The sequence below is a fragment of the Streptomyces sp. HUAS 15-9 genome, from assembly GCF_025642155.1.
Taxonomy (GTDB): Bacteria; Actinomycetota; Actinomycetes; order Streptomycetales; family Streptomycetaceae; genus Streptomyces.
Map to the genome: position 1 here is coordinate 3502620 of NZ_CP106798.1, position 19563 is coordinate 3522182.

The window sequence follows — 19563 nt, forward strand, 5'->3', positions numbered from 1 at the left end:
GGTGCGGCCATGATTTCATGCCCGGCCGACACTGCGCCGACCAAGCGGGGCGCGAAGGGTCGCACGCCGGTGCCCCTGGGGGCGCACACGCGCTCCAGGGGCACCGGCTCAGCCTGTGGCCGGGCGGGTCAGCCGCCCAGTGTGCCGCCTGCCGCGGGGGGTTGCGCCTGGGCGACCATCGGGTCCGTGCTGAGGTGGATGACACCGTAGTCGTAGGCGTGCCGCCGGTAGACGACGCTCGGTTCCTTGGTCTCGGAGTCGACGAACAGATAGAAGTCGTGTCCGACCAGTTCCATCTCGTAGAGGGCCTGGTCGAGGGTCATCGGGGAGGCGACGTGGGTCTTCTCGCGGACGATGAGGGGGCCTTCGCCCTTCACTTCCAGCGAGCCGATCTTCTTGGTGGGCACTCCGTCGCTGTCTTCCTCGTGGACGGGGTGGCCGTTCCCGTTGAGCGTCGCCGCGCCCGGGACGTGGTCGGGAACCTCCGCGGCCGAGATTCGGCGTGCGCCGCGCCGCGAGAAACGCTTGTCGTGCTGCTTGCGCAGCCGGGCGTCCAGCTTCTCCGCCGCCAGGTCGAGTGCCGCATACGGATCGCTGGCCGCTGCCTCCGCCCGGATCACCGGACCGCGGGAGCGGAGCGTGATCTCCACTCGGTCGCACCGGTCGGCCTGCCGGGGGTTGGGCTCCTTGGACACCTCCACGTCGAGGCTGATCACCTTGCCATCGAGCTTCTGGATCTTCTCCAGCTTCAGCTTCTCGGCCACGTGCTTGCGGAACCGCTCGGGCACCTCGGTCTTGCGGCCCTTGACGACGATGTCCACGCAGAACTCCGTTCCCGGATCACTCCGCTCCAGCGGCGGAGCATCTCCCTTTTGCACCAGGCTCCGGTCAGTCCGGAACCTCGGACTCGGTGACTTCCACCTCCTCCTCCCCCATGGGCAAGATCTCCACCCCAGCGCCGCGAGTGATTGCGGAAAACCCGCAGCACGGCATTCGGATATGAGAGGGATGGCCTGCGGCTTTCCCTCACAACCGAACATATCTCGCCCGGACGGATGTCGTCACCCTCTACTGCCGCGTACCTCCATTCAGGTGAATTGGTCCTCTCACTACCTGCAACGATGCAACTTCGCAGTCAGTTCCGGTTTATTTCGAAGGAATCCGGCGGCGCTGCGACCACAGCCGCGCAGATCGGCTGCCCGACGGTGTTCGCCCGTGCCATTCCCACCGCGCCGTGGCTCCGCATCGCACTCTCTTCCCTTGATCCCACCGTCTGTTCCTCCCTTCCTTCCCGAGCTGCACGCGCGTACACGGCCGTTGTTCCGCCATTGCGGTCGACCGCCTCCCGGACGGCCCGCGCCGCCTCCGTCAGGGATGCGCCCGTCGTCATCAGGTCGTCGACAAGCACCACCCGGCCGCCGAGGAGCAGCCGTGCGCCGCCCGGGGCCACCTCCAGGGCGCCCGCGAGATTACGCAGCCGCTGCCGGGTGTCGAGCCCCGACTGGTCGGCCACGGCACGCCGTTGCCGCAGCACCGTCGCCACCCGGGCCGGCGTCCCGCTCCGTCTCAGCTCGCTTGCGGCCGCGAGCGCGATCCGCCGTACCGGATCATGACCCCGGGCCCGCACGGCCCAGCGCGCGGACGGCACCGGCACGAGCAGCACAGGCACGTCACCATGCCCGACCGGTGCACCGCCGCCCCAGAACGACACGACCCGCACCCGGCGTGCACCCACAGGAACACCCTGTGCCGAACCGTCGCGCTCCGCCTGTTTTCCCGCCGGACCGCCGCCGCCCTCCGTGGGGATGCCGCAGCGCCCTGTCAGGACCCCGGCATGCCCCGTCAGCGCCCCGCCGGCCCCCGACCGGGCCGCGTGGAGCCCCGCTCGCACAGCTCCCGCCAGAGCCGCGCCCAGGGGGCCTGCGAGTGCCAGAGCTCCCCGCTCCTTGTGGGCGAGGAGCGCCGCCCGCACCGCGTCCGCGTACGGCGCCGCCGCATGCACCGCCGGGAGCCCGGACGGCTCGGGCCCCGGTCGCACCCGGCACGGTGCGTCCCCGCTCAGGGCGGCACGGCACTCCTGGCAGAGCACCGTGCGAGGCGTCCCACAGCCTCCGCACTCGGCCGGCAGCACCAGGTCCGTGAGGTCCTGCCACCACCCCCGCATGCCCCTCACTGTGCCAATACCCGGGCCGGCGGACCACCCCTGTGGAAAACTCCCTGTGGACAACTCGGAACAGGTCGTAGCGCCCCACTACCCGTACGGGTGACCGGGCGCAGCCGAACGGTCGACCGCGCGGCCCGGGCCCGACCGGCCGAAAACGGAAGCGGCCGCCACGGACGGGCCGAGCCCGGACCGTGACGGCCGCTCCAGGTGAGATGTCAGCCCGGATAGACCGGCGCCGACCCTTCCTTGACGACCGTCTGCCACTGCCCTCCGGACGGCAGCCGTACGATCCCGTCGTCCGAATACGCCACGAGCGGAGCCCGGTCGTCCTCGGACGCGGCGATCGCCTTGACTCCCGGCAGGGCCGAGGGCACCAGACCGTCCGGCGTGGAGCCGTCGACCTGGATGTACCGCAGCTGCAGCACGCCCCCCTGCTCACGCCCGACCACGACGAGCCGGCCGTCCCCGGCCCACGACATGGCCGTGACCTCTTCCAACCCGGGCGTCGCGGAGCGCAGTTCGAGAACCGAGACCACCGGCTTCTGCCCGGACTTCTCGTCCCGCTCGATCCTCCCGATGAGCAGGGACTGCTTGCGGTCCTTTTCCACGACGAGCGCTATCCGCACCCCGTCGGCGGCCACCCGCACATCCTTGATGCGTCCGGGCAGCTCCGGGGTCCGCACCTCCACCGGCTGGCCGGCCCCCTCCTCGATCAGGAGCAGCCGGGGATCGGCGGGGTTGCGGTCGGCCACCCAGAGGTCGCCGACGTCGTCCCAGCTGGGCGTCGTCAGCCGGTCGTCGGCGGTGGCGCCGTGGCTCTGGACGACGGGATCCCCGAGCGAACCGCCCGACGCGAGCGACGTGACGTACAGCGACTTGCCGTCCAGAGCGACCCCGGCCGCAGAGTGCTCGTCGCGCGAGACCGCCACCGACCGCAGTCCCCTGTCGCCCTGACCCAGCGCGCCGGGTACCGGAACGGCGGTGGTGCTGGTGCTGGCTATCCGCACCAGCCGGTGCTTGCTGTCGAGGAAGTACAGGTACTCGGGGCGCTTCTCGGAGCCACGCCAGGCGACGGCGCCGCCGCGGCCGAGGTCGCACAGTCTCTTGCCGTCGGCACCCTGCAGTTCCACCGAGTCCACCGTGGGCGACAGGTTCTGCAGCGTGAACAGCAGCTGGGTCGCCATCTCGCTGCACTGGGTCGACCCGACCCGGGAGGCCTTGTCGTTCAACGGCACTGTCAGCTTGTTCTGGTCGTCGGGCGTCAGCGAGCTGGCGCCCTTCTTCAGCGCCGTACCGGTCGGAAAACTCGACCTGACCACGGGCCCGAGCCAGCTCGTGGGCCCGTCGAGCAGCGAGCGCACCATCTGCGTCATCGGGTCCACGCGCTTGCGCACGAAGACCGGGTCGGCGACGGCCGCCAGCCGGCCGGTCGACACGTCCGAGGTGTTGGACGCGAAGTAGTACTTGTTGACGGACGTGTAGTTCCGCTGGAAGTCGGACTTGCCCATGACGACGCCCTCCGGCAGCGCGTCGATGCGCCACTGCTTGGTCTTGGCGTCCTGGGTGAGGTGCACCTTCCTGTTGTAGGGCCCGGCGGCGGGCGAGTACGCCTGCTGCGCGTCGACGGTGGCGACCCTGCTCCCCGCCAGTGTGTAGGTGACGTTGTTGGTGTCCTCCCCGCCGACCGCCGGGTGGTCCGGATCGGTGCTCGGCCCGTTGGCGAGCACCGTGGTGGACTGCTCGGGCTTCCACTTGCGCGCGGCACCGGCGGTCAGATACTTGCGCGCCGTGTCGTAGTGCGGATCGTCGCTGGTCAGAGCCTCCAGGAAGCCCTGCACGATCTCCCCGGGCGCAGCGTTGTCCTGGGGCGGCATGGCGAAGACACGCACCTGCGTGTCCTGGCGCGGCGTGGACTCGACGTCCCGCAGGTCGCCGCTGTCGGGCATGGAGGCGCACCCCGCCAGCACGACGGCACCGCAGGCGGCGTACGCCACCGCACGCACCGGACGGCGCCGGGCGCCTCCCTCGCGGTCAGCGCCCACGAAATGCCTCCCCTGGCTTGTTCGATTCCTCGGTGCCGGCGGCCGGGTCGGGCCTGCTGCCGTTCTCTTCGCGCGCCGCGTCGCAGGACGGTGCGTCGTCCTGGCGCCGTGCGCCTCCGGTGGGCCGGGGCACCACGCGCGCGCCGTTGCCGGGCAGCGCGGTGGGGTCGGCGGCCGGGGACACGGATGCCATCCGCGCGCCGATCTGGGGGCGCGGCGGCAGGCCCGCCTGGCCGCCCGCCTGCTGCACGGGAACCGTGGCACGCTTGTCCCCGCCTGCGCTCGGCAGCCCGGCGTCGTCGAGCCCCCGGTTGCGCCGTGAGTCCTTCGGCTCCAGCGGTATCGGCGATCCCCGCAGCGGCTCGTCCGCGGTGCGCGGCAGCGTCAGCCGGAACTGTGAGCCACCGCCCGGCTCGCCCCAGGCCTGCAGCCAGCCGCCGTGCAGCCGCGCGTCCTCCAGGGCGATGGACAGCCCCAGGCCCGTACCACCGGTGGTACGCGCGCGTGCCGGGTCCGCCCGCCAGAAGCGGCTGAAGACACGGGTCGCCTCGCCGGGCTTGAGCCCGACGCCGTAGTCGCGCACCGCGACGGCGACCGCGCCGCCCGCGGCAGCGAGCTTGACGACGACGTCCCTGCCCTCGCCGTGCTCCACGGCGTTGACGACGAGGTTGCGCAGCACCCGCTCCACGCGGCGGGCGTCGGCCTCGGCCACGACGGGCTGCTGGTCGCCGACGACGCGTATCTGCGTGCCCTTGCGCTCCGCGAGCGGCTCGGCCCCGCTGACGACCCGCCGTACGACCTCGCGGAGGTCTATCGGCTCGGCCTCCAGCGCCGCCGCGCCGGCGTCGAAGCGGCTGATCTCCAGCAGGTCCGCGAGCAGCGACTCGAACCGGTCCAGCTGGTCGGCGAGCAGCTCCGCCGAGCGCGCGGTCACCGGATCGAAGTCCTCGCGGGCCTCGTGGATGACGTCGGCGGCCATCCGTACGGTCGTCAAGGGGGTGCGCAGCTCGTGCGACACGTCGGACACGAACCGCCGCTGCATCCGCGACAGGTCCTCCAGCTGCTGGATCTTCAGCTGCAGGTTCTGCGCCATCTTGTTGAAGGCCTCGCCGAGCCGCGCGATGTCGTCCTCGCCGGTGACCTTCATCCGCTCCTGCAGACGTCCCGCCGACAGCCGCTCCGCGATCCCGGCCGCCATCCGCACGGGCGTGACGACCTGCCGCACCACGAGCCAGGCGATGGCTCCGAGAAGTACGACGACGAAGAGCCCGGCGGTCGCGAGCGTGCCCTTGACCAGGCTGAGGGACTTCTCCTCCTGCGTCAGCGGGAAGAGGTAGTACAGCTCGTACGGGTCACCGTTGGGGTCGTTGAGCTTCTTGCCGATGACCAGGGCGGGCTGCGACTCCTTGTCGCTGTCCTTGTAGATGATGCGGGTGTAGCTCTGCGAGGCCACCATGCCGCTGTTGATCCGCGCCCGCAGATCCTCGGGCACGCTCGACGTCGGATCGACCTGGCCGGAGGCACGGGGACCGCGCCCACCGCCGCTGTCGTCGCCCGCGGGCAGCGTCACCACGTCGAAGGCGCCCTGGCCACCGCTGGAGAGCGACGAGACGAGCTCGCTCATCCAGGAGATGACGTTCTGGGACTGACGGCCGTCCACACCGGCGCCGTCGTCCGCGGTCCCGGCCGCCGCCTCGTCGGCCTTCTGCTTGGCCACCGCGAACCCGCCGGTGGCCTGGCTCTGCGAGGCCTTCACCTTGGCGTCCAGCAGACCGTTGCGCACCTGGCCGATCACGACGAAGCCCAGCAGCAGGACGACGCCCAACGACATCAGCAGCGTCGTGACGACGACCTTGAGCTGGATGTTGCGCCGCCACAGCCGCATGACCGGCAGCAGCGGCCGGCGCACCCAGCGCATGAACAGGCGAAGGACCGGGCTGCCCTGGACCCCGCCCTGCAGCAGCCCGCCCTCGAAGAAGCGTCGCCAGCGCGAACCCGTCGTCTTCCGGCCGACAGGCCGCTCCGGCCTGGCCCCGGACCGGCCGGGGGCCGAAGCGGCACTGTCCCCGGACATGTCAGCTCGGTCCGGCCTTGTAACCGACGCCACGGACGGTCACCACGATCTCCGGCCGCTCCGGGTCCTTCTCGACCTTGGAGCGCAGCCGCTGGACATGCACGTTCACGAGACGGGTGTCGGCCGCGTGGCGGTAGCCCCACACCTGCTCCAGGAGCACCTCGCGCGTGAACACCTGCCACGGCTTACGGGCCAGCGCGACCAGCAGGTCGAACTCCAGCGGCGTCAGTGCGATCGACTGACCGTCCCGCTTGACGGAGTGACCGGCCACGTCGATGACCAGGTCACCTATGGCGAGCTGCTCGGGTGCGGGCTCCTCAGACCTCCGCAGCCGCGCCCGGATCCGGGCCACCAGCTCCTTCGGCTTGAAGGGCTTCACGATGTAGTCGTCCGCGCCCGACTCCAGGCCCACGACGACGTCCACGGTGTCGCTCTTCGCCGTGAGCATCACGATCGGCACGCCGGACTCCGCGCGGATGAGGCGGCACACCTCGATGCCGTCCCGGCCGGGCAGCATCAGGTCCAGCAGCACCAGGTCGGGCTTGGTCTCACGGAACGCGGCCAGCGCCTTGTCGCCGTCGGCTACGAAAGACGGCTCAAAACCTTCACCACGCAGCACGATGCCGAGCATCTCGGCCAGTGCGGTGTCGTCGTCGACGACAAGGACTCGTCCCTTCATAAACGACATCATCCCATTCTCGTAACAGTGACAGGCGTGCTGGTGAGGAGGGTCACTGGCCCGTGACGATAGTCGTACGCGACCGTCACTGTCTGCCCACGGGGCCAGACAGAGAGGCCCGGAGGGCATCCCGCCACGGCGCCGCCTCGCTCTCGGGGCTCCTGCCCTCAGTCGAGTGTCACCCCGCGGGACCTTGCGCACAGCTCGACGAGAGCCCCGGCCGTCACGGGGGAAACGGTGCCCTCCTCGGTGACGATCGCCGTCACCAGCTCGGGCGGCGTCACGTCGAACGCCGGGTTGTACGCCTGGGTCCCCAGCGGTGCCACCGGAATCCCGCCCCCCGCTCCCGTCACCGGCACCTGGGGCGCTGTGATCTCGGTCACCTCATACCCGGGGCGCTGCTCGACCTCGATCGATGCCCCGTCCAAAGTGTCCGGATCCACCGTCGTCACGGGCGCCACCACGATGAACGGCACATGGTGGTACCGCGCCAGCACCGCGAGCGGATAGCTCCCCACCTTGTTCGCCACCGAACCGTCGGCCGCGATGCGGTCCGCCCCGATCAGCACCGCGTCCACCTCCCCCGCCGCGAACAGCGAACCTGCCGCATTGTCGGTGAGCAGGGTGTACGCCATGCCGCTGCGGGCCGCCTCGTACGCCGTCAGCCGAGCGCCCTGCAGCAGCGGACGCGTCTCGTCCACCCACAGGCGCCGCAGCTGTCCCGCCCGGTGCGCGGCGAGCGCCACCGCGAACGCCGTGCCCTCGCCACCCGACACCAGAGATCCGGAGTTGCAGTGGGTGAGGATCCGGTGCCCGCCACCGGGGAGCAGCTCGTCGAGCAGAGCCAGGCCGTGCCCCGCCATCCGCGCGCTCGCCTCGGCGTCCTCCTGGTGCAGCACCCGCGCCGCCGCCAGCGCCGCCGCGGCCGCCTGCCGGGCGTCCCCGCCCTTGGCGAGCACGGCTTGGTGGGCGAAGCGGGCCCGGCGCACGCCGACGGAGAGGTTCACCGCGGTGGGCCGGGCAGCCTCGAGCGCTCTCGCGGCCTCTTCCACGTCGAAGCCCCGCGCGGCGGCGAGCGCGACACCGTACGCCCCGGCGATACCCAGCACCGGCGCCCCGCGCACGGCGAGCGAACGGATCGCCTCGACCAGCGCCGACGCGTCCGTGCACACCAGCTCGACCTCCTCGGCCGGCAGCCTCGTCTGGTCGAGGAGCACCAGTACAGGCCCTTCGGGCGGTTCCTCCCATCGGATCGTCGGTATCCCCGTCGGCCTCTTGTCCTCGCCGGTTTGCGCGTACTGATCAGCCATGCGGTCAGTCTGCCCCGTCCCCGGCGGACAATTGAAGGTGTGCAGCCCATACCGCGGCCGGTCCCTCGGTGACCACCCCATGGCACGATGGCTGCCAACCTGCCGCCGCGACCGCGGACGAGCACCGTGAAGGAGCTTTGATGAAAGACACTCCGGGCTGGGCCTCGCCCGGATCCGCCGCGTCCGACGGGCAGGAACCCGGCGCGACCGGCCCTGCCGAACCCGCCGACCGACCCGGCCCCGCACAGCCCGCCGAACAGCCTGGCGCGGGCCCACAGGACGCCGGCTCGAAGTGGTCCAAGGAGCAACCGCCACCCGGCCAGTGGTCCGCGCCCACCGGCGCCCCGGCTCCGGGCCAGGCACCTCCGCCACCACCGCCCGGGCCGGGCTGGGGCGGCGGCCCCCCGGCGGCGGCCACGGAGCCTACACGGGCCCCGGCGGACACGGCACCCCCGGTGGCTACGGAGGTCCAGGCGGATACGGCGGCCCCGGCGGATACGCCGCCTGGGGTGGTGGCTGGGGCGGACCGCCGCCCGCGGCCAAGCCCGGTGTGATCCCGCTGCGCCCGCTCGGCGTGGGAGAGATCCTCGACGGCGCCGTCTCCACCATGCGCACCTACTGGCGGACCGTCCTCGGCATCTCGCTGACCGTCGCCGTGGTCACGGAGACCCTTGTCATCCTGCTGCAGCGCTTCGTCCTGAACGACAGCGCGAGCACCGAAGTCCTCAACGACCCGAACGCCCCCCTGCGCGACGTCACCCGCGCCCTGGGCGACGTCACGCTCAGCTCGGGCGTCGTGATCCTGATCTCCATGATCGGTACGATCATCGCGACCGCGCTGCTCACGACCGTCACCAGCCGCGCCGTCCTCGGCAAGTCGGTGACCACCGGCGAGGCCTGGCGCGACGCCCGCCCGCAGGTCCCCAGACTGTTCGGGCTGATCTTCCTGCTGCTGCTCATCGCCGTCGGCGTGGTGTTCTGCGGCGCGCTGCCCGGCATCCTCGTGGCGGTGGCCGGTGAAGGAAGCGCCGGTGCGGCGCTCGCCGCCCTCGGCATCCTCGGCGGTGCCCTCGTCACTCTGTGGCTCGTGATCCGCTTCTCCCTCGCCTCGCCCGCTCTGATGCTGGAGAAGCAGGGCATCGTGAAGTCGATGAGCCGCTCCGCCAAGCTGGTCCGCGGCTCCTGGTGGCGGGTCTTCGGCATCCAGCTGCTCGCCGGGATCATCGCGAACATCGTCGCCTCGATCATCGTCATCCCCTTCGCCGCGCTCGCGGCCGCGCTCAGCGGTGAGGGAGTCTCCAACCTCCTCAGCGGCAACAGCGGCAACCTGGGCTGGACGTTTCTCGTCGTCAGCGGGATCGGCTCGGTGATCGGCTCCATGATCACGTTCCCGATCACGGCCGGCGTGACCGTGCTCCTCTACATCGACCAGCGCATCCGCCGCGAGGCCCTCGACCTCGAACTGGCCCGCGCCGCCGGTGTCCAGGGCTACGGCGGCACCCCCGGCACCACACCGGGGAGCTGATGCGGCGGTGAGTCTGGCGGGGGGAGTTCTCACAACGGCGCCGGTCCTTCCACGCGCCGCCGCATCGGCCGTACGGAGCCTGCTGCACGTCGGCGACACGGCCGTGCTCGCACTGGCACGCTCGGGCGACGAGCCGCCGGTGACCATCCCTCGCGATCCGGCACGCGAGGCGGCACGGCGCGAGTTGTCCAAGCGGATGTACCACGAGAACGACCCCGGCCTGTTCCAGCGGGCCCTGGACGCGTTCTGGAACTGGCTCGACCGGCTGCTCAGCGCCGCGTCGGCGGCGACACCCGGAGGCGGGGTCGGCCTCTTCGTCGTGGTCCTGGCCGTCGTCGCGGTCCTGGCCGCACTGTGGTGGCGCCTGGGTACCCCGCACCGCCAACCCGGCTCCGCCCCCGCCCTGTTCGACGAACGTCCCCGCAGTGCCGCCGAACACCGCGCGGCCGCCGAGGCGCACGCCGCCCAGGGCCACTGGAACCAGGCCGTCCAGGAACGGATGCGGGCCATCGTCCGCGCCCTCGAAGAGCGTGCCCTGCTCGACATCCGCCCCGGCCGCACGGCCGACGAGGCGGCAGCGGAAGCCGGGCGCAGCCTGCCCTCCCACACCGACCGGCTGCGGTCCGCCGCCCGGGAGTTCGACGACGTGACGTACGGCGGACGCAGGGCGGGCGAGCAGTCGTACCACCGCGTCGCCGAACTCGACCGTGACCTGGAAGGCACCAAGCCGGTCCTCGTGAGCAGCACCACCAGCACGGCCCACAACACCCGCCAGGGGGCCGCCGAATGACCACCGGGGCCACCACCCTCCCCTCCACCTCGGCCTCGCCCACCGCCCGCCAGGTGTGGACCCGCTCCCGAGGCGTCGTCCTCGCCCTCGTGCTGCTGCTGGTCGGTGCCGTCGCGATCGCCGTCGTCCGCTCCGACGTCCGGCACGGCGCCCTCGATCCGCGCTCCGTCGATCCCTACGGCAGCCGCGCCGTCGCCGAACTCCTCGCCGAGCGCGGCGTGTCCACCCGCGTGGTCGGCACCCTGGACGAGGCCCGCGCCGCGGTCGGCCCGGACACCACCCTCCTGGTCGCCGCCCCCGACCTGCTGACGCATCGTCAACAGAGCCGACTGCACTCCGCCACCGCCCACTCCGCAGGGCGCACCATCCTCGTCGCCGCCGGCAGCTGGTCCGTCGAACGGCTCGCCCCCGGCGTCACCGCCGACCCCGCCACCAGCCTCGACACCACCCTCTCCGCCGACTGCACCCTGCCCGCCGCCCAGCGGGCGGGATCCGCCGACACGGGCGGCATCCGCTACACGACCGTCCACCTCGACGCCGACTCGTGCTACCCCAGCGAGCGTCTGGCCACTCTGCTGCGTGTCCCGGACGCGTCCGGGGACGGCGACACCGTCGTCCTCGGCGCGCCCGACATCCTCTACAACAACCGCCTCGACAAGCAGGGCAACGCCTCGCTCGCGCTCCAACTCCTCGGCTCCCGCCCCCATCTGGTCTGGTACCTCCCCTCGCTCTCCGACACCTCGGCCACCGACTCGGGCGACCGCAAGGGCTTCTTCGACCTCCTGCCCTCCGGCTGGCTCTGGGGCACGCTGCAACTCTTCTTCGCCGCCGCCCTGGCCGCCCTCTGGCGGGCACGCCGGCTCGGCCCGCTCGTGCCCGAAAAACTCCCCGTCGCGATCCGCGCCTCCGAAGCCGTCGAAGGCCGCGCCCGCCTCTACCGCAAGGCCAACGCCCGCGACCGCGCCTGTGCCGCCCTGCGCTCGGCCACCCGCACCCGCCTGGCCCCGCTCGTCGGCATCCCCGTCACCCAGGCGCACGCGCCCGAGGCTCTGCTCCCCGCCCTGTCCGCCCATCTCCACGGCGACGGACAGACCTTGCACTCCCTGCTCTTCGGCCCGCCGCCCGGCGACGACGCAGCCCTGATCGCACTCTCCGACCAACTCGACGCCCTCGAAAGAGAGGTACGCCGCTCATGATGGCCCCGACCACTGACAACGCCGGGTACGCCGGGGATCCGGGCAGCGCCCGTGCCTCCCTGGAAGCCCTGCGCGCCGAGATCGCCAAAGCTGTGGTCGGCCAGGACCCCGCCGTCACCGGCCTCGTCGTCGCCCTCCTCTGCCGCGGACACGTTCTCCTTGAAGGAGTCCCTGGAGTGGCCAAAACGTTGCTCGTCCGCGCCCTCGCGTCCACGCTCGAACTCGAGACCAAACGAGTCCAGTTCACCCCTGACCTGATGCCCAGTGATGTGACGGGCTCCCTGGTCTACGACACCCACACCGCGAAGTTCTCCTTCCAGCCCGGCCCGGTCTTCACCAACCTCCTCCTCGCGGACGAGATCAACCGCACGCCGCCGAAGACCCAGTCCTCCCTCCTGGAAGCAATGGAGGAACGCCAGGTCACCGTCGACGGCACTCCCCGCCCGCTCCCCGAACCGTTCCTGGTCGCCGCGACGCAGAACCCGGTCGAGTACGAGGGCACGTACCCCCTCCCGGAAGCCCAACTCGACCGCTTCCTGCTCAAACTGACGATCCCTCTGCCCTCCCGACAGGACGAGATCGACGTCCTCACCCGCCACGCCGAGGGATTCAACCCACGCGACCTGCGCGCCGCGGGGTTGCGCCCGGTCGCGGGTCCCGCCGATCTGGAGGCCGCCCGCACCGCGGTCGCCAAGACCACGGTCTCCCCCGAGATCACCGCATACGTGGTGGACATCTGCCGTGCCACCCGCGAGTCACCGTCCCTCACCCTCGGTGTGTCACCGCGCGGAGCCACCGCCCTGCTCGCGACCTCCCGTGCCTGGGCCTGGTTGACCGGCCGCGACTATGTGATCCCCGACGATGTGAAGGCCCTCGCCCTGCCCACCCTCCGCCACCGCGTGCAGCTGCGCCCGGAGGCCGAGATGGAAGGTGTGACGGCCGACGCCGTCATCAACGCGATCCTCGCCCACGTCCCGGTCCCCCGCTGATGGCCCTCACCGGACGCGCCGCCCTCCTCGCGGCCCTCGGCTCGATCCCCGTCGGCATCTGGGAACCCAGCTGGGCGGGCATTCTCGCGGTGAACGCCCCGCTGGCCCTGGCCTGCGCCTGCGACTTCGCGCTCGCGGCGCCCGTACGACGCCTCGTGCTGACGCGTTCCGGCGACACCTCCGCACGCCTGGGCGAGACCGCCGACGTGACGCTGACTGTCACCAATCAGTCCCGACGGCCCCTGCGGGCTCAGCTGAGGGACGCCTGGCCGCCCAGCAGCTGGCAGCCCGGCACGGAGGTCGCGGCCTCCCGCCACCACCTGACGGTGCCGGCGGGCGAACGCCGACGCGTGACGACCCGCCTGCGCCCCACGCGCCGCGGCGACCACCAGGCCGACCGCGTGACCATCCGCTCCTACGGCCCCCTCCGGCTGTTCTCCCGCCAGGGCGCCCACAGGATTCCCTGGACAGTACGGGTTCTGCCCCCGTTCACCAGCCGCAAGCACCTTCCCTCGAAACTCGCTCGATTGCGTGAACTGGACGGCCGCACCAGCGTCCTGACCCGAGGCGAGGGAACGGAGTTCGACAGCCTGCGGGAGTACGTCCCCGGTGACGACACCCGCTCCATCGACTGGCGCGCCACGGCTCGCCAGTCCACGGTGGCCGTACGCACCTGGCGCCCCGAACGCGACCGCCACATCCTTCTGGTGCTGGACACCGGCCGTACCTCCGCGGGCCGTGTCGGCAACGCCCCGCGTCTGGACGCTTCCCTGGACGCGGCACTTCTCGTCGCGGCACTCGCGTCCCGCGCCGGCGACCGGGTGGACCTTCTCGCATACGACCGCCGAGTCCGCGCCCTGGTCCAGGGCCGCGCTGCGGGCGACGTCCTCCCGGCTCTGGTCAACGCCATGGCAACGCTCGAGCCGGAACTCGTCGAGACGGACGCACGCGGCCTCACCGCCATGGTGCTGCGCACAGCTCCTCGGCGCTCCTTGATCGTGCTGCTCACCACCCTTGATGCCGCTCCGGTCGAAGAGGGCCTGCTGCCTGTGCTCTCACAGCTCACCCAACGCCACACAGTTCTGCTGGCTTCGGTGGCTGATCCGCACATCACCCGCATGGCGACGGCTCGCGGAAGCGCAGACGCGGTGTACGAAGCCGCGGCGGCCGCTCAGGCCCAGGCAGAGCGTCAGCGCACGGCCGAACAGCTCCGCCGTCATGGCGTCACCGTCGTCGACGCAACGCCGGACGACCTGGCTCCGGCCCTGGCTGACGCATATCTGGCCCTGAAAGCAGCCGGCCGGCTCTGAATCCGCTTTGATCTCGCTTCAAAATCCCGCTCCCATGCCGGAGTGGCGGGAGAGGGCGGGAGATAATGATCCCGAACGCAGAAAACCCCCGCACCGGAAGGTGCGGGGGTTTTCCCAAGATTTGTTCGGCGGTGTCCTACTCTCCCACAGGGTCCCCCCTGCAGTACCATCGGCGCTGTGAGGCTTAGCTTCCGGGTTCGGAATGTAACCGGGCGTTTCCCTCACGCTATGACCACCGAAACACTATGAAACTGTGAACGCCGCACCATGCCTGAAAGCATGGGGCTGTTCGTGGTTTCAGAACCAACACAGTGGACGCGAGCAACTGAGGACAAGCCCTCGGCCTATTAGTACCGGTCAACTCCACCAGTTACCTGGCTTCCATATCCGGCCTATCAACCCAGTCGTCTACTGGGAGCCTTACCCCATCAAGTGGGTGGGAGTCCTCATCTCGAAGCAGGCTTCCCGCTTAGATGCTTTCAGCGGTTATCCCTCCCGAACGTAGCCAACCAGCCATGCCCTTGGCAGAACAACTGGCACACCAGAGGTTCGTCCGTCCCGGTCCTCTCGTACTAGGGACAGCCCTTCTCAAGACTCCTACGCGCACAGCGGATAGGGACCGAACTGTCTCACGACGTTCTAAACCCAGCTCGCGTACCGCTTTAATGGGCGAACAGCCCAACCCTTGGGACCGACTCCAGCCCCAGGATGCGACGAGCCGACATCGAGGTGCCAAACCATCCCGTCGATATGGACTCTTGGGGAAGATCAGCCTGTTATCCCCGGGGTACCTTTTATCCGTTGAGCGACGGCGCTTCCACAAGCCACCGCCGGATCACTAGTCCCGACTTTCGTCCCTGCTCGACCCGTCGGTCTCACAGTCAAGCTCCCTTGTGCACTTACACTCAACACCTGATTGCCAACCAGGCTGAGGGAACCTTTGGGCGCCTCCGTTACTCTTTAGGAGGCAACCGCCCCAGTTAAACTACCCATCAGACACTGTCCCTGATCCGGATCACGGACCCAGGTTAGACATCCAGCACGACCAGACTGGTATTTCAACGACGACTCACCGCGAACTGGCGTCCGCGTTTCAAAGTCTCCCAGCTATCCTACACAAGCCGAACCGAACACCAATATCAAACTGTAGTAAAGGTCCCGGGGTCTTTCCGTCCTGCTGCGCGAAACGAGCATCTTTACTCGTAGTGCAATTTCACCGGGCCTATGGTTGAGACAGTCGAGAAGTCGTTACGCCATTCGTGCAGGTCGGAACTTACCCGACAAGGAATTTCGCTACCTTAGGATGGTTATAGTTACCACCGCCGTTTACTGGCGCTTAAGTTCTCAGCTTCGCCCCACCGAAATGGAGCTAACCGGTCCCCTTAACGTTCCAGCACCGGGCAGGCGTCAGTCCGTATACATCGCCTTACGGCTTCGCACGGACCTGTGTTTTTAGTAAACAGTCGCTTCTCGCTGGTCTCTGCGGCCACCCCCAGCTCACCGAGTAAATCGGATCACCGGAGCTGGCCCCCCTTCTCCCGAAGTTACGGGGGCATTTTGCCGAGTTCCTTAACCATAGTTCACCCGAACGCCTCGGTATTCTCTACCTGACCACCTGAGTCGGTTTAGGGTACGGGCCGCCATGAAACTCGCTAGAGGCTTTTCTCGACAGCATAGGATCATCCACTTCGCCACAATCGGCTCGGCATCAGGTCTCAGACACAAGGTGCACGGATTTACCTGCACACCGTCCTACACCCTTACCCCGGGACAACCACCGCCCGGGATGGACTACCTTCCTGCGTCACCCCATCACTCACCTACTAACCGCTTGGTCCGGCGGCTCCACCACTCCCCTCAACTCCGAAGAGATCAGGGCGGCTTCACGGCCTTAGCATCACGATGCTCGATGTTTGACGCTTCACAGCGGGTACCGGAATATCAACCGGTTATCCATCGACTACGCCTGTCGGCCTCGCCTTAGGTCCCGACTTACCCTGGGCAGATCAGCTTGACCCAGGAACCCTTAGTCAATCGGCGCAAACGTTTCTCACGTTTGTATCGCTACTCATGCCTGCATTCTCACTCGTCAACCGTCCACAACTACCTTCCGGTGCTGCTTCACCCGGCAGACGACGCTCCCCTACCCATCACAGCAGGCGTTGGCCCTATATGCTGCAATGACACGACTTCGGCGGTACGCTTGAGCCCCGCTACATTGTCGGCGCGGAATCACTAGACCAGTGAGCTATTACGCACTCTTTCAAGGGTGGCTGCTTCTAAGCCAACCTCCTGGTTGTCTGTGCGACTCCACATCCTTTCCCACTTAGCGTACGCTTAGGGGCCTTAGTCGATGCTCTGGGCTGTTTCCCTCTCGACCATGGAGCTTATCCCCCACAGTCTCACTGCCGTGCTCTCACTTACCGGCATTCGGAGTTTGGCTAAGGTCAGTAACCCGGTAGGGCCCATCGCCTATCCAGTGCTCTACCTCCGGCAAGAAACACACGACGCTGCACCTAAATGCATTTCGGGGAGAACCAGCTATCACGGAGTTTGATTGGCCTTTCACCCCTAACCACAGGTCATCCCCCAGGTTTTCAACCCTGGTGGGTTCGGTCCTCCACGAAGTCTTACCTCCGCTTCAACCTGCCCATGGCTAGATCACTCCGCTTCGGGTCTTGAGCGTGCTACTGAAACGCCCTGTTCGGACTCGCTTTCGCTACGGCTTCCCCACACGGGTTAACCTCGCAACACACCGCAAACTCGCAGGCTCATTCTTCAAAAGGCACGCAGTCACGAGATACAGCAAGCTGCATCCGACGCTCCCACGGCTTGTAGGCACACGGTTTCAGGTACTATTTCACTCCCCTCCCGGGGTACTTTTCACCATTCCCTCACGGTACTATCCGCTATCGGTCACCAGGGAATATTTAGGCTTAGCGGGTGGTCCCGCCAGATTCACACGGGATTTCTCGGGCCCCGTGCTACTTGGGTGTCTCTCAAACGAGCCGTACAGATTTCAGCTACGGGGGTCTTACCCTCTACGCCGGACCTTTCGCATGTCCTTCGCCTATCCATACGGTTTCTGACTCGTCCCACGGTAAGCAGACCGTGGAAGAGAGATCCCACAACCCCGCATGCGCAACCCCTGCCGGGTCTCACACGCATACGGTTTGGCCTCATCCGGTTTCGCTCGCCACTACTCCCGGAATCACGGTTGTTTTCTCTTCCTGAGGGTACTGAGATGTTTCACTTCCCCTCGTTCCCTCCACACTGCCTATGTGTTCAGCAGTGGGTGACAGCCCATGACGACTGCCGGGTTTCCCCATTCGGAAACCCCCGGATCAAAGCCTGGTTGACGACTCCCCGGGGACTATCGCGGCCTCCCACGTCCTTCATCGGTTCCTGGTGCCAAGGCATCCACCGTGCGCCCTTAAAAACTTGGCCACAGATGCTCGCGTCCACTGTGCAGTTCTCAAACAACGACCAGCCACCCGTCACACACCAGAACTCTGATGCTTCACCGGGGCTTAAATCCGAGAAGGGCGAGCAGCGCTCGCACCCTCAGACACCCAACAGCGTGCCCGACACCCTCGCCTCCCCATCTCGCGTTCCACGCCGAAGCAGTACTAGCGACCAGAGCAGGTCAAGTGTGCCGAGTAGTCAACGTTCCACCCATGAGCTGACCACCGTCGGACGTTTGCCGACGTAGTGGCTCTGGATCTCTTACGAGATCTAGATGCTCCTTAGAAAGGAGGTGATCCAGCCGCACCTTCCGGTACGGCTACCTTGTTACGACTTCGTCCCAATCGCCAGTCCCACCTTCGACAGCTCCCTCCCACAAGGGGTTGGGCCACCGGCTTCGGGTGTTACCGACTTTCGTGACGTGACGGGCGGTGTGTACAAGGCCCGGGAACGTATTCACCGCAGCAATGCTGATCTGCGATTACTAGCGACTCCGACTTCATGGGGTCGAGTTGCAGACCCCAATCCGAACTGAGACCGGCTTTTTGAGATTCGCTCCACCTCACGGTATCGCAGCTCATTGTACCGGCCATTGTAGCACGTGTGCAGCCCAAGACATAAGGGGCATGATGACTTGACGTCGTCCCCACCTTCCTCCGAGTTGACCCCGGCGGTCTCCTGTGAGTCCCCATCACCCCGAAGGGCATGCTGGCAACACAGAACAAGGGTTGCGCTCGTTGCGGGACTTAACCCAACATCTCACGACACGAGCTGACGACAGCCATGCACCACCTGTACACCGACCACAAGGGGGACCCTGTCTCCAGGGTTTTCCGGTGTATGTCAAGCCTTGGTAAGGTTCTTCGCGTTGCGTCGAATTAAGCCACATGCTCCGCCGCTTGTGCGGGCCCCCGTCAATTCCTTTGAGTTTTAGCCTTGCGGCCGTACTCCCCAGGCGGGGAACTTAATGCGTTAGCTGCGGCACCGACGACGTGGAATGTCGCCAACACCTAGTTCCCACCGTTTACGGCGTGGACTACCAGGGTATCTAATCCTGTTCGCTCCCCACGCTTTCGCTCCTCAGCGTCAGTAATGGCCCAGAGATCCGCCTTCGCCACCGGTGTTCCTCCTGATATCTGCGCATTTCACCGCTACACCAGGAATTCCGATCTCCCCTACCACACTCTAGCTAGCCCGTATCGACTGCAGACCCGAGGTTAAGCCTCGGGCTTTCACAATCGACGTGACAAGCCGCCTACGAGCTCTTTACGCCCAATAATTCCGGACAACGCTTGCGCCCTACGTATTACCGCGGCTGCTGGCACGTAGTTAGCCGGCGCTTCTTCTGCAGGTACCGTCACTTTCGCTTCTTCCCTGCTGAAAGAGGTTTACAACCCGAAGGCCGTCATCCCTCACGCGGCGTCGCTGCATCAGGCTTTCGCCCATTGTGCAATATTCCCCACTGCTGCCTCCCGTAGGAGTCTGGGCCGTGTCTCAGTCCCAGTGTGGCCGGTCGCCCTCTCAGGCCGGCTACCCGTCGTCGCCTTGGTGAGCCATTACCTCACCAACAAGCTGATAGGCCGCGGGCTCATCCTTCACCGCCGGAGCTTTCCACCACCCGACCATGCGGTCAGTGGTTGTATCCGGTATTAGACCCCGTTTCCAGGGCTTGTCCCAGAGTGAAGGGCAGATTGCCCACGTGTTACTCACCCGTTCGCCACTAATCCACCCCGAAGGGCTTCATCGTTCGACTTGCATGTGTTAAGCACGCCGCCAGCGTTCGTCCTGAGCCAGGATCAAACTCTCCGTGAATGTTTACTCGGCCAGTAAATTAATACAGCCGGTTGAACACCACGAGAGCGGTGCGAGAGGAGGAATAGTCCCCTCGCACACAGCGTCCTCGCTGTGTTATTTCAAAGGAACCTCGTCCCAGTCATGACGACCGGAGACGGGGTATCAACATATCTGGCGTTGACTTTTGGCACGCTGTTGAGTTCTCAAGGAACGGACGCTTCCTTT

Annotated in this window: 10 protein-coding genes, 3 rRNA genes and 1 pseudogene; 5 read left to right on the plus strand and 9 right to left on the minus strand. The window is 67.7% G+C overall.

What is annotated here, in order from left to right:
• Nucleotides 1-128 precede the first annotated feature (128 nt).
• From hpf to mtnA, 6 genes are all read right to left on the minus strand, one after another.
• Complete coding sequence (gene hpf, locus N8I87_RS16025; protein WP_390706936.1) at nucleotides 129-821, minus strand: ribosome hibernation-promoting factor, HPF/YfiA family; 693 nt, start codon at nucleotides 819-821, stop codon at nucleotides 129-131.
• 314 nt (nucleotides 822-1135) lie between these two features.
• A complete protein-coding gene (locus N8I87_RS16030; RefSeq protein WP_263209397.1) occupies nucleotides 1136-2164 on the minus strand; it encodes a ComF family protein in 1029 nt (342 codons plus the stop codon).
• Nucleotides 2165-2379: 215 nt separating this feature from the next.
• Nucleotides 2380-4206: an LpqB family beta-propeller domain-containing protein gene (locus tag N8I87_RS16035; RefSeq protein ID WP_263209399.1), complete on the minus strand. Its 1827-nt coding sequence runs from the start codon at nucleotides 4204-4206 to the stop codon at nucleotides 2380-2382.
• The gene (mtrB, locus tag N8I87_RS16040) at nucleotides 4196-6280 is read right to left on the minus strand and encodes an MtrAB system histidine kinase MtrB (RefSeq protein ID WP_263209401.1); all 2085 of its coding nucleotides are present in this window, start codon (nucleotides 6278-6280) and stop codon (nucleotides 4196-4198) included. Before mtrB ends, N8I87_RS16035 begins: the two co-directional genes overlap by 11 nt.
• Nucleotide 6281: 1 nt before the next feature.
• On the minus strand, nucleotides 6282-6971 hold the full coding sequence (gene mtrA, locus N8I87_RS16045; protein ID WP_015659998.1) for a two-component system response regulator MtrA: 690 nt from the start codon (nucleotides 6969-6971) through the stop codon (nucleotides 6282-6284).
• Between the two features lie 155 nt (nucleotides 6972-7126).
• Entirely contained in the window at nucleotides 7127-8269 is a 1143-nt protein-coding gene (mtnA, locus tag N8I87_RS16050; RefSeq protein WP_263209408.1) for an S-methyl-5-thioribose-1-phosphate isomerase, read from the minus strand.
• Nucleotides 8270-8409: 140 nt separating this feature from the next.
• Between mtnA and N8I87_RS16055 the strand changes: the two are divergent.
• The 5 genes and pseudogenes from N8I87_RS16055 (at nucleotide 8410) to N8I87_RS16075 (ending at nucleotide 14079) form a co-directional block, all read left to right on the plus strand.
• Nucleotides 8410-9794: pseudogene (locus N8I87_RS16055) on the plus strand (DUF7847 domain-containing protein).
• 7 nt (nucleotides 9795-9801) lie between these two features.
• Nucleotides 9802-10584, plus strand: coding sequence for a DUF4129 domain-containing protein (locus N8I87_RS16060; RefSeq protein WP_263209410.1), 783 nt, complete (start codon nucleotides 9802-9804; stop codon nucleotides 10582-10584).
• The gene (locus tag N8I87_RS16065) at nucleotides 10581-11780 is read left to right on the plus strand and encodes a DUF4350 domain-containing protein (protein ID WP_263209412.1); all 1200 of its coding nucleotides are present in this window, start codon (nucleotides 10581-10583) and stop codon (nucleotides 11778-11780) included. Before N8I87_RS16060 ends, N8I87_RS16065 begins: the two co-directional genes overlap by 4 nt.
• A complete protein-coding gene (locus tag N8I87_RS16070) occupies nucleotides 11780-12769 on the plus strand; it encodes an AAA family ATPase (RefSeq protein WP_263209414.1) in 990 nt (329 codons plus the stop codon). Before N8I87_RS16065 ends, N8I87_RS16070 begins: the two co-directional genes overlap by 1 nt.
• Nucleotides 12769-14079 (plus strand): DUF58 domain-containing protein, encoded by a 1311-nt coding sequence (locus N8I87_RS16075; RefSeq protein WP_263209416.1) that lies wholly within the window; start codon nucleotides 12769-12771, stop codon nucleotides 14077-14079. Before N8I87_RS16070 ends, N8I87_RS16075 begins: the two co-directional genes overlap by 1 nt.
• Nucleotides 14080-14202: 123 nt before the next feature.
• On the opposite strand, the gene rrf is transcribed toward N8I87_RS16075, so the two are convergent.
• The 3 genes from rrf to N8I87_RS16090 form a co-directional block, all read right to left on the minus strand.
• Nucleotides 14203-14319 (minus strand): 5S ribosomal RNA (gene rrf, locus N8I87_RS16080).
• An 87-nt stretch (nucleotides 14320-14406) separates the two neighbouring features.
• Nucleotides 14407-17526 (minus strand): 23S ribosomal RNA (locus N8I87_RS16085).
• A gap of 303 nt (nucleotides 17527-17829) precedes the next feature.
• Nucleotides 17830-19356 (minus strand): 16S ribosomal RNA (locus tag N8I87_RS16090).
• The 16S, 23S and 5S rRNA genes sit together here, the layout of an rRNA operon.
• Nucleotides 19357-19563 lie beyond the last annotated feature (207 nt).